General features: G+C 37.0%; 5 protein-coding genes, 2 tRNA genes and 3 rRNA genes. 8 read left to right on the top strand and 2 right to left on the bottom strand.

Going from position 1 to position 12,226, the window contains the following annotated elements; translation table 11 throughout:
* Position 1: 1 nt before the first annotated feature.
* Positions 2-988, top strand: a complete 987-nt coding sequence (locus AXE80_RS04275) for a YihY/virulence factor BrkB family protein (RefSeq protein WP_418382263.1) — start codon at positions 2-4, stop codon at positions 986-988.
* Here AXE80_RS04275 and AXE80_RS04280 read toward each other — a convergent pair.
* On the bottom strand, positions 985-2,331 hold the full coding sequence (locus AXE80_RS04280; protein ID WP_068824769.1) for a glycoside hydrolase family 1 protein: 1,347 nt from the start codon (positions 2,329-2,331) through the stop codon (positions 985-987). The genes AXE80_RS04275 and AXE80_RS04280 overlap by 4 nt on opposite strands.
* Before the next feature lie 605 nt (positions 2,332-2,936).
* Here AXE80_RS04280 and AXE80_RS04285 point away from each other — a divergent pair.
* The 5 genes from AXE80_RS04285 to rrf all read left to right on the top strand — a co-directional run bounded on the left by AXE80_RS04285 (position 2,937) and on the right by rrf (position 8,189).
* Positions 2,937-4,458: ribosomal RNA gene (locus AXE80_RS04285) — 16S ribosomal RNA — on the top strand.
* Between the two features lie 87 nt (positions 4,459-4,545).
* A tRNA-Ile gene (locus AXE80_RS04290) sits at positions 4,546-4,619 on the top strand.
* Positions 4,620-4,802: 183 nt separating this feature from the next.
* Positions 4,803-4,876: transfer RNA gene (locus tag AXE80_RS04295), tRNA-Ala, on the top strand.
* Positions 4,877-5,113: 237 nt separating this feature from the next.
* Positions 5,114-7,910: ribosomal RNA gene (locus AXE80_RS04300) — 23S ribosomal RNA — on the top strand.
* A 170-nt stretch (positions 7,911-8,080) separates the two neighbouring features.
* A 5S ribosomal RNA gene (gene rrf / locus AXE80_RS04305) occupies positions 8,081-8,189 on the top strand.
* Together the 16S, 23S and 5S rRNA genes with 2 tRNA genes alongside form the textbook arrangement of a ribosomal RNA operon.
* Positions 8,190-8,325: 136 nt before the next feature.
* Here rrf and rimK read toward each other — a convergent pair.
* On the bottom strand, positions 8,326-9,696 hold the full coding sequence (rimK, locus tag AXE80_RS04310; RefSeq protein ID WP_068824771.1) for a 30S ribosomal protein S6--L-glutamate ligase: 1,371 nt from the start codon (positions 9,694-9,696) through the stop codon (positions 8,326-8,328).
* Between the two features lie 298 nt (positions 9,697-9,994).
* On the opposite strand from rimK, the gene hisG reads away from it, so the two are divergent.
* The gene (gene hisG / locus AXE80_RS04315; protein ID WP_068824773.1) at positions 9,995-10,852 is read left to right on the top strand and encodes an ATP phosphoribosyltransferase; all 858 of its coding nucleotides are present in this window, start codon (positions 9,995-9,997) and stop codon (positions 10,850-10,852) included.
* Positions 10,853-10,940: 88 nt separating this feature from the next.
* Positions 10,941-12,224, top strand: coding sequence for a histidinol dehydrogenase (gene hisD / locus AXE80_RS04320; RefSeq protein ID WP_068824775.1), 1,284 nt, complete (start codon positions 10,941-10,943; stop codon positions 12,222-12,224).
* Positions 12,225-12,226 lie beyond the last annotated feature (2 nt).

Consider the following 12,226-nt stretch of genomic DNA (forward strand, 5'->3'; position numbering starts at 1 on the left):
CTTGGAAATTAAAGACATACATAAAGAAGATTCTGTAGAAGAAGTATTAAAAGATGTGCCTGTAATGAACTGGTTTGTTCGTACTGGTAAAAAAATTCCTGTTCCCGGTTTAGAAGGAATGACCTTGTATGATTTACTCGAAATGTATTTTATAGGAATTGTAAAAGGAGCTTTAACGTCTAGAGCAGGAGGTATTTCTTTTAGTTTTTTTATGGCTTTGTTTCCTTTTATGCTTTTTATGTTAACACTAATTCCTTTTATACCTATAGATGGTTTTCAGGAAAATTTTATGATGTTAATATCAGAGTTGTTACCACCAAAAACTTTTGATGCTGTTGATACAGTTTTGGCAGATATTGCAAATAATAAATATGGAGGATTACTTTCTTTTGGTTTTATAGTGTCTATCTTTTTAATGACTAATGGAGTAAATGCTATTTTTGCTGCTTTTGAATATTCTGTACATGTTAAGAAAATAAGAAATGTGGTTAAGCAGTATCTAATATCATTGGGAACTTCTTTAACCATGTCCTTTATGTTGATTTTAACTGTGGCTATTACTATATTCTTTGAGTTTGGTTTAGAGTTTATCTACACAAAAGGATGGTTGCCAAAAGATTTAATGTGGGTTGGAAATTTACGTTACCTACTATTTATGTTTTTAATTTTTTGTAACGTATCAATGTTGTATTATTTTGGAACATCAGAAGGTAAACAAACCAATTTCTTTTCTGCAGGTTCTGTTTTAACAACAGTATTGTCATTATTGACTTTTTATGGATTTGGAATTTATGTGGTTAAATTTTCTAAATACAACGAATTATATGGATCTATTGGAACGCTTTTGGTATTGATGCTTTTTATATGGCTAAACTCTATGATTCTTTTATTAGGTTTTGAGTTAAATGCTAGTATTACTAGATTGAGAAATGAACATAAATTAAAAAGAATAGAAGAAAAAGAGATGATGGGAGAACATTTTGACTAATTTTTTTTACTTAAAAATTTTTGAATCCATACCCCTGATTTCTTAATGATTCTTTTTTCTGTAACAAAATCTGTATAATAAAGTCCAAACCTTGGTTTAATACCTTCTGCCCATTCAAAATTATCTACTAAGGTCCATATAAAATAGCCTTTTACTTTAATATCTTTTTCAATAGCTTTTAATGTATAATAAAAGGTCTTTTTAAAATAATCAATACGGTTTTTATCTTTTATTTTTCCATCTTCTATATTATCATCAAAACAAACGCCAGATTCTGTAATATATATGTCTTTAATATTAGTATAGGCGTTAAACTTTTCTATCATCTTTATAATTCCTTTAGGGTAAATTTCCATTCCCATATTATTTACTTTCACATTCCTTTTTATAGCAGGAACTTCTGTGGCAAAAAGAATAGGAGGGAGTAGGCTGAATTTAGCCACAATTTTAAAATAGTATTGAATTCCTATAAAATCAAAATCAAATTTCATAATTTCTTCATCTCCAGGTTGGTAGTATTTTTCTATTTGTTTTAAACCAGTAATGGTATCAATAGGATATCCAAGTCCTAAAGTAGGTTCAATAAAAAAACGATTTAAAAGTGCGTCAATTCGTTCAGCTGCTTTTTTGTTCTTAATAGATCTGTTAATAGGTTTTACGTATGAACAAGAAAAAGTTGTACCTATATATGCATTGTTTACATTTTTTCTAATAATTCTTCCTCCAAGTGCTTGGCATAAAGTAGCGTGATGAGCAGCAGGTAAAAAATTTTTCATTCCTTTTTTTCCTGGAGCGTGCATATTCATAAAATACCCTAGCCCAACAAAACTCATTGGTTCGTTTAAAACAATCCAGTGTTTAACTTTGTCTCCATATTCTTTTGTGCAAAAGTCTACGTAATTTTCAAACCAGCTTAAAATTTCTCTATTGGTCCAACCTCCTTTTTCTTCTAGTGTTTGAGGTAGGTCCCAATGATATAATGTAACCCATGGCTTAATTTCAAGCTCAATACATGTATCTATAACATTGTGATAAAAATCTACTCCTTTCTGATTGATTTCGTCAATACCATTTGGAAATATTCTAGACCATGATATCGAAAACCTAAAAGAGTCTAAATTGAGTTCCTTAACTTTTTTGATATCTTCTCTATAATGATGATAAAAATTAGTGGCTACATTTCCATTTCCATTTTTAAAACTTGATTTATTGGTAAAATGATCCCAAATAGACTTTCCTTTTCCGTAAGTATTCCACTTTCCTTCGTTTTGATATGCCGAAATAGCTACTCCCCAATTAAAATCATCAGGAAATTGTTTTGCTTTTACTTTAAAATACGCCATAATAAGGAAGCTTTAATATATAATAGTATTGTTACAGTCTACGAGATTACATGATATAGGTGTCTTAAATGTGTAATTGATGATATCTTTTTGTTAAGTTATTAGGTGGTTTCTGTTGATTTGAATTGTAAAATTTAAATATAGGGTTGGATATTTAAATTTTTTCATTAACTTCATGCGTTCCAACTCGCATGTTTTCAGTTGATTAAAAATAATGTAAAAAATAGTTTACAAAAGATTAGGAAATAAAGTTAAAAGGTGCGTATCTTTGCAGCCGCAACAGCGAGCAGGTAACTGCTAAGAGGGGCGAAAAAGTTCAGATACATTAAGGGTTTTATGAGTGGTTTAGGTCACTATTTTAGGGTAAAAAAAGATTTAAAAAATATTTTAAATTTTATTTGTTTTAGAAGAAATAAAGTTCTTATATTTGCAACCGCTTAGCGAAGCAGCTAAGTGACTAACTTGTAAAAGAGTTGGTGTTAAAAAAACCACATAGTGGTTAAGTTCATTGAGAATATTGAAATTGACAGCGTAAAATTAGAAAGTAAAATTACATGATTATATCATGAGATTTTTTTGAGCATCATCAAAATATTAAAATATTAACGATGAAGAGTTTGATCCTGGCTCAGGATGAACGCTAGCGGCAGGCTTAACACATGCAAGTCGAGGGGTAACAGGAATTGCTTGCAATTTGCTGACGACCGGCGCACGGGTGCGTAACGCGTATAGAACCTACCTTAAACAGGGGGATACCCCATGGAAACGTGGACTAATATCCCATAGTGTTGTAGAATGGCATCATTTTACAATTAAAGATTTATCGGTTTAAGATGGCTATGCGTCCTATTAGTTAGTTGGTAAGGTAACGGCTTACCAAGACATCGATAGGTAGGGGTCCTGAGAGGGAGATCCCCCACACTGGTACTGAGACACGGACCAGACTCCTACGGGAGGCAGCAGTGAGGAATATTGGTCAATGGAGGCAACTCTGAACCAGCCATGCCGCGTGAAGGATGACTGCCCTATGGGTTGTAAACTTCTTTTATAGAGGAAGAACTGCAGATACGTGTATTTGTTTGACGGTACTCTACGAATAAGGACCGGCTAACTCCGTGCCAGCAGCCGCGGTAATACGGAGGGTCCAAGCGTTATCCGGAATCATTGGGTTTAAAGGGTTCGTAGGCGGGCTGATCAGTCAGAGGTGAAATCCAGCAGCTTAACTGTTGAACTGCCTTTGATACTGTCAGTCTTGAGTCATATGGAAGTAGATAGAATATGTAGTGTAGCGGTGAAATGCATAGATATTACATAGAATACCGATTGCGAAGGCAGTCTACTACGTATGTACTGACGCTGATGAACGAAAGCGTGGGGAGCGAACGGGATTAGATACCCCGGTAGTCCACGCCGTAAACGATGGACACTAGTTGTTGGATTTAGGTTCAGTGACTAAGCGAAAGTGATAAGTGTCCCACCTGGGGAGTACGGTCGCAAGATTGAAACTCAAAGGAATTGACGGGGGCCCGCACAAGCGGTGGAGCATGTGGTTTAATTCGATGATACGCGAGGAACCTTACCAGGGCTTAAATGTAGGATGCATTATTTAGAGATAGATATTTCTTCGGACTTCTTACAAGGTGCTGCATGGTTGTCGTCAGCTCGTGCCGTGAGGTGTCAGGTTAAGTCCTATAACGAGCGCAACCCCTATCTTTAGTTGCTAACAGGTTAAGCTGAGGACTCTAGAGAGACTGCCGGTGCAAACCGTGAGGAAGGTGGGGATGACGTCAAATCATCACGGCCCTTACGTCCTGGGCTACACACGTGCTACAATGGTAATGACAGAGGGCAGCTACTAGGCGACTAGATGCAAATCTTTAAACATTATCACAGTTCGGATTGGAGTCTGCAACTCGACTCCATGAAGCTGGAATCGCTAGTAATCGGATATCAGCCATGATCCGGTGAATACGTTCCCGGGCCTTGTACACACCGCCCGTCAAGCCATGGAAGCTGGGGGTGCCTGAAGTCGGTCACCGCAAGGAGCCGCCTAGGGTAAAACTGGTAACTAGGGCTAAGTCGTAACAAGGTAGCCGTACCGGAAGGTGCGGCTGGAACACCTCCTTTCTAGAGAAAAGAGATGAATGTTATGAGGAATCTTTTTACTTTTTAATTAGCTGTTAATTTTTATAAAATATATACAATCACATATTGAGTCTCGTAGCTCAGCTGGTTAGAGCGCTACACTGATAATGTAGAGGTCGGCAGTTCGAGTCTGCCCGAGACTACAAAAGAGTTCAAAGTTAAAGGTTTTAAAGTTGAAAGTTTTTGAGAAAAGACGAATGACTAAAACACTAAACAAGTAACAAGATAGATTGTATCATACAGGAAATTCTAGAAGCAGAAATAATTACGAATTACGAATTAGTAATTACTAATGACTAATAAACTAATTACTAACTACTAGTAATGGGGGATTAGCTCAGCTGGCTAGAGCGCTTGCCTTGCACGCAAGAGGTCATCGGTTCGACTCCGATATTCTCCACAAGTCAATTAGCAATTGACAATTAACAATAAGCGATATTATTTGTTGTTCATTGTAAATTGAAAATTGTTCATTGTAAAAGTTCATTGACATATTGATAATAATATTGTTTAAAAAATAATATTACTTGAGTAGACATTAGAATCTATCAGCAATGATAGAATTATAATAAAAATAACAACGCAAGTTGTAAAAACAGAATGGTTTCGACCATTAATGATTAAAGACGCAAAAGTACAATAAGCTAATTAAGGGTGTATGGCGGATGCCTAGGCTCTCAGAGGCGAAGAAGGACGTGATAAGCTGCGATAAGCTACGGGGATTTGCACATAAGAGTTATATCCGTAGATTTCCGAATGGGGCAACCCACTATGTTGAAGGCATAGTACCGAAAGGGGCAAACCCGGTGAACTGAAACATCTAAGTAACCGGAGGAAGAGAAAATAATAATGATTTCGTTAGTAGTGGCGAGCGAACGCGAAAGAGCCCAAACCGATTTTGTTACGGCAAGATCGGGGTTGTAGGACTGAAATATCAAGAAACAATCGAATTAGAATAACCTGGAAAGGTTAACCAAAGAGGGTGATAGTCCCGTATAAGTAAGAGAAGTGATTGTATCAGATTCCTGAGTAGGGCGGGGCACGAGGAACCCTGTCTGAATCTGCCGGGACCATCCGGTAAGGCTAAATACTCCTGAGAGACCGATAGTGAACTAGTACCGTGAGGGAAAGGTGAAAAGAACCCTAAGTAAGGGAGTGAAATAGATCCTGAAACCGTACACCTACAAGCGGTCGGAGCCCATTAACTGGGTGACGGCGTGCCTTTTGCATAATGAGCCTACGAGTTACTTTATCTAGCAAGGTTAAGGATTTAAGATCCGGAGCCGTAGCGAAAGCGAGTCTGAATAGGGCGCTTTAGTTAGGTTGAGTAGACGCGAAACCTGGTGATCTACCCATGGGCAGGTTGAAGCTGTAGTAACATACAGTGGAGGACCGAACCCGTTGACGTTGAAAAGTCTTGGGATGACCTGTGGGTAGGGGTGAAAGGCCAATCAAACCAGGAAATAGCTCGTACTCCCCGAAATGCATTTAGGTGCAGCGTTGTATTAGTTATATAGAGGTAGAGCTACTGATTGGATGCGGGGGCTTCATCGCCTACCAATTCCTGACAAACTCCGAATGCTATATAATGATTTACAGCAGTGAGGGCATGGGTGCTAAGGTCCATGTCCGAGAGGGAAAGAACCCAGACCATCAGCTAAGGTCCCCAAATATATGTTAAGTTGAATAAACGAGGTTTGTCTGCCCAGACAGCTAGGATGTTGGCTTGGAAGCAGCCATTCATTTAAAGAGTGCGTAACAGCTCACTAGTCGAGCGGACGAGCATGGATAATAATCGGGCATAAACATATTACCGAAGCTATGGATGTATAGTTTACTATACGTGGTAGGGGAGCATTCTAGTTGTGCTGAAGGTGTTCTGTAAGGGATGCTGGAACGGCTAGAAAAGAAAATGTAGGCATAAGTAACGATAAGGCGGGTGAGAAACCCGCCCTCCGAAAGACTAAGGTTTCCACAGCGATGCTAATCAGCTGTGGGTTAGTCAGGGCCTAAGGCGAACCCGAAAGGGGTAGTCGATGGACAACAGGTTAATATTCCTGTACACGCACCCATTAAAAGTGACGGATTGCCCAGATCTTTACGTACTGACGGAATAGTACGTTGAGCCTAAACTTCGGTTGAAGCGAAAAGAAGTAAGCGGTTCCAAGAAAAGCGAGGGCTGCGTCCTGTACCGTAAACCGACACAGGTAGTTGGGATGAGTATTCTAAGGAGCTCGAGTGATTCATGGCTAAGGAACTAGGCAAAATAGACCCGTAACTTCGGGAGAAGGGTCGCCCCACTTTATGTGGGGCCGCAGTGAAAAGGTCCAGGCGACTGTTTATCAAAAACACAGGGCTCTGCTAAAACGAAAGTTGATGTATAGGGCCTGACACCTGCCCGGTGCTGGAAGGTTAAGTGGAGGGTTTAGCTTCGGCGAAGATCTGAAATGAAGCCCCAGTAAACGGCGGCCGTAACTATAACGGTCCTAAGGTAGCGAAATTCCTTGTCGGGTAAGTTCCGACCTGCACGAATGGTGCAACGATCTGGACACTGTCTCAGCCATGAGCTCGGTGAAATTGTAGTATCGGTGAAGATGCCGATTACCCGCTACGGGACGAAAAGACCCCGTGAACCTTTACTATAGCTTAGTATTGGCTTTGGATAAGTAATGTGTAGGATAGGTCGGAGACTTTGAAGGAGCATCGCCAGGTGTTTTGGAGTCATTGTTGAAATACGACCCTTTGCTTATCTAGAGTCTAACCCAGCGATGGGGACAGTGCTTGGTGGGTAGTTTGACTGGGGTGGTCGCCTCCAAAAGAGTAACGGAGGCTTCTAAAGGTACCCTCAGTACGCTTGGTAACCGTACGTAGAGTGCAATGGCATAAGGGTGCTTGACTGCGAGACCTACAAGTCGATCAGGTTGGAAACAAGAGCATAGTGATCCGGTGGTTCCGCATGGAAGGGCCATCGCTCAAAGGATAAAAGGTACTCCGGGGATAACAGGCTGATCTCCCCCAAGAGCTCACATCGACGGGGGGTTTGGCACCTCGATGTCGGCTCGTCACATCCTGGGGCTGGAGAAGGTCCCAAGGGTTGGGCTGTTCGCCCATTAAAGTGGCACGCGAGCTGGGTTCAGAACGTCGTGAGACAGTTCGGTCTCTATCTGTAGCGGGCGTTAGAAATTTGCGTGGATTTGATTCTAGTACGAGAGGACCGAATTGAACTAACCTCTGGTGTATCTGTTGTTCCGCCAGGAGCATTGCAGAGTAGCTACGTTGGGAAGGGATAAGCGCTGAAAGCATATAAGCGCGAAACCCACCACAAGATGAGATTTCTTTAAAGGGTGGTTGTAGATCACGACCTTGATAGGATATAGGTGTAAAGGCAGTAATGTCATAGCCGAGTATTACTAATAACCCATAGGCTTATGTACTGCGGGCTTTAATTATTAAGTTTTAGAACTCAAGTAAGAAAAATAAACAAACAATATTGATATCAATATGTTAACATATACTGTTAGTTAAAAGTTAGAAAGAATAAAGTTAAAAGGTTTAAATACTTTAGAATTTTATAAACTTGAAAACTTTATAACTGATAAGACCTTAAGGTGATTATTGCAATAGGGCTCACCTCTTCCCATTCCGAACAGAGAAGTTAAGCCTATTAGCGCAGATGGTACTGCCATTGGTGGGAGAGTATGTCATCGCCTTTTTTTAAATCCTCATTCATTTATTTGAATGAGGATTTTTTGTTTTATAACCTATCATAAACAAAAACAATAACCAATAAAAAAGCCGATTCTACTATTTATTTAGAATCGGCTTTTAGTGTTTTTGTTAGAATATAGCTTAAGAACTGTATTTCAATCTTTTTTCTATAGCTTGTATAATATTACCAGCAATATCCTTACCGGTAGCATTTTCTATACCCTCTAAACCTGGTGAAGAGTTTACTTCTAAAAGTAATGGACCTTTGTTAGATCTAATTAAATCTACACCTGCAACAGGAAGGTTTAATATTTTAGCAGATTTTAAAGCTAGTTTCTTTTCTTCTGGTGAAATTTTCACAACAGAAGCAGATCCTCCTTGGTGTATGTTCGCTCTAAATTCTCCTTTTGCAGCCGTTCTTTCTATAGAGGCAACTACACGTCCATCAACAACAAAACATCTTAAGTCTTTTCCGTTTGCTTCTCTAATAAATTCCTGTACTAAAATATTGGCATTAAGGCTTTTAAAGGCGTTTATTACAGATTCAGCTGCTTTATTTGTTTCAGCTAAAACAACTCCTTTTCCTTGAGTACTTTCTAATAATTTGATAATTAAAGGAGCTCCACCAACCATATGAATTAAATCTTTAGTATCTAATGGAGATTTAGCAAAACCAGTAGTAGGAATATGAATATCATTTTTAGAAAATAATTGTGAAGAATACAATTTATCCCTAGAAGATGAAATAGATTCAGCTTCATTTAAACAATAAGTCCCTAAAGATTTAAACATTCTAAGTAAAGCACAACCATAAAATGTCATACTTGTTTTAATTCTTGGAATAACAGCATCAAAATCATTAATTACATTTCCACCTCTGTAACGTATTTCAGGAGTAGCAGTATCTAGTTTCATGTAACATTGTTGAACATTTAAGAAGACCATTTCATGACCTCTTGCACGACCAGCTTCCATTAATCTTTTGTTAGAATAAAGTTCTGGGTTACTAGCAAGTACAGCAATTTTTAACCCTGATTTTTTTAAAACAAATGATTTGTATTTATGATCTATTTCTTCTGGAGAAATTTTTCCTAAAATAAATTCTTCAGATGGATTTACAATCATTCTATTTTCCATGGCTTGCCTACCTAAAAGCATTTTAAACTCCATGTTATCTCTATCAGCAAGTGTAAGTTCTATCTCCCAAGTTTCATCACCCATTGTAACATGAGACTTGATTACGTATCTTTTTTCTGGAATACCAGAAGAACTTTTTACGATTTTGGTTCCTATTATTTTTGCTTCACACTCTATAGAAATACTTCTATTTTCTGTAAGCGGTTGTATATAAAAACGAACCCAATTTTCACGATTTTTTTTATATGTTGTAATATCTGTAGCCTGAATAGATGATGTTTTAGCACCAGAGTCTATCCTAGCCTTAATAGCTGGAATTCCTAGTTTATCAAAATGACACCATTCTTGATTTCCTACAATTTTTAATTCACTCATAAGATGTATATTTTACTCTAATTAACCATAATTATTAGTTAATCATATTAACTCAATATTAATTTTAAAGATATGTTATTTTCTTTATTTTAAATGCTTTTTAAATCATAATGAATTCTTATATTTGTCGAAGAAAATTTAGAACATGAATACAGTAAAATTACACCATCATCATATCCAGTACTGCGCTTAAGCGAGTTGGAAGGATTATGTTGTAATATGAACATATATTTTCAAACCCGTTTGAGCTGTCTCGAACGGGTTTTTTATTTTAAAAATTGATATAAACTATATACAAATGAGCACATTAAAAATTGCCATTCAAAAATCTGGAAGATTAAATGAAGATTCTTTACAACTTTTAAAAGAATGTGGAATCTCAATAGATCATCGCAATGCACAGTTAAAAGCTACAGCGAGAAATTTTCCTTTAGAAGTTTTTTATTTGAGAAATGGAGATATTCCTCAATATTTAGAAGATGGAGTGGTAGATATTGCTATTTTAGGTGAAAATACTTTGATTGAAAAAGGAGATAAGTTACCTATAGTAGAACGTTTAGGTTTTTCTAAATGTAAAGTTTCATTAGCAGTGCCTAAGGATGTAGATTATACAGGTATTTCTTATTTTGAAGGAAAGCGTATTGCAACTTCATACACAAATACTTTAGAGAAGTTTTTAAAAGAAAAAAACATAAAAGCTAGTTATCATAAAATTGCAGGGTCTGTAGAGATTGCTCCAAATATTGGTTTGGCAGATGGAATTTGTGATATTGTTAGTTCTGGAGGAACGTTGTTTGCCAACGGATTAAAAGAAGCAGAAGTAATGTTTTGGTCTGAAGCAGTATTGACATCATCACCTAAATTATCTGAAGAAAAACAAGCTTTATTAGATAAATTACAATTTAGAATTCAGGCAATTTTAAAAGGACGTGCTAACAGATATGTATTGTTAAACGCTCCTAATAATAAGGTTGATGACATTATTAAAGTAATTCCAGGGATGAAATCTCCTACAGTCTTACCTTTAGCACAAGAAGGATGGAGTTCTATACATACAGTAATTCCTAAAGATAAGTTTTGGGATATTTTAGATGAGTTAAAAGCTTTAGGTGCCGAAGGTATTTTAACTACAGAGATAGAGAAAATGGTATTATAAATTAGTACAAAGTAAAAGTAAAAAGTACAAAGTTAGCGTAGCTACTGTACTAACTACTAACTACTCAGTACTCAGTACTAGTAAACAAATGAAAACATATAATAATCCAGCAAAAAATACATGGGCAGAAATTACCAAACGTCCTGCCAAAGAGGCTAATACGTTAGGAGCTACTGTAAAAGCTGTTTTTGATGATATAAAAGAGAATGGAGATGTTGCGTTAAAGCAATACACTCAAAAATTTGATGGAGTTACTTTGTCAGATTTAAAAGTTTCTCAACAAGAAATTGACCAAGCAATTCCTTTGGTTTCTCAAGAATTAAAGGATGCTATTGTTTTGGCTAAAAACAATGTAGAAAAATTTCATACTTCTCAAAAAATAGAGAAGAAAGTAATTTCTACAACTAATGGGGTAGATTGCTGGCAAGAAATGAAACCTATAGAAAAGGTAGGTTTGTATATTCCAGGAGGTTCTGCACCTTTATTTTCTACTATTTTAATGTTGGGTGTCCCAGCAAAAATAGCAGGAGCAAGTAAAATAGTTTTGTGTACACCACCATCTAAAGATGGAACCATTAATCCAGCAATTTTGTTTGCTGCCCAATTAGTGGGGGTTACAGAAATTTATAAGTTAGGTGGAATTCAAGCCATTGCAGCTATGACTTATGGAACGGAATCTGTGCCTAATGTGTATAAGATTTTTGGACCAGGAAATCAGTTTGTAACCGCTGCAAAACAATATACTTTAACACAAGGTTTGGCTATTGATATGCCTGCAGGACCTAGCGAAGTTATGGTAGTTGCAGATAAAAATGCAGATGCTAGTTTTGTGGTAGCAGATTTATTATCGCAAGCAGAACACGGAGCTGACAGTCAAGTAATTTTGGTAACAGAGTCTCAGCAACTGATAGATGATGTACAAGTTGAGTTGAAAAAACAATTGGATGAGTTGCCTAGAAAAGAAATCGCTTTAGGAGCTATTGAAAATTCTAGTGCTATTTTATTAGAGAATATTGCAGATCAAAATGAGTTGATTAACGAATATGCTCCAGAACATTTAATTTTAAATGTGGTTGATGAATCTGTATATATTGATGAAATTGTAAATGCGGGTTCTGTGTTTATAGGGCCTTTAACTCCAGAAAGTGCGGGAGATTATGCATCAGGAACCAATCATACTTTACCTACAAACGGATATGCAAGAATGTATAGTGGTGTAAATTTAGATGCGTTTACTAAGAAAATCACTTATCAGAAAATAACAAAAGAAGGAATTCAGAATATTGGGCCTGCTATTGAATTAATGGCTGCTGCCGAAGGTTTAGATGCACACAAAAATGCAGTAACCTTAAGATTAAAAAGTTTGAAATAATT

The organism is Wenyingzhuangia fucanilytica (genome assembly GCF_001697185.1).
In the GTDB taxonomy this organism is placed as follows: Bacteria; Bacteroidota; Bacteroidia; order Flavobacteriales; family Flavobacteriaceae; genus Wenyingzhuangia; species Wenyingzhuangia fucanilytica.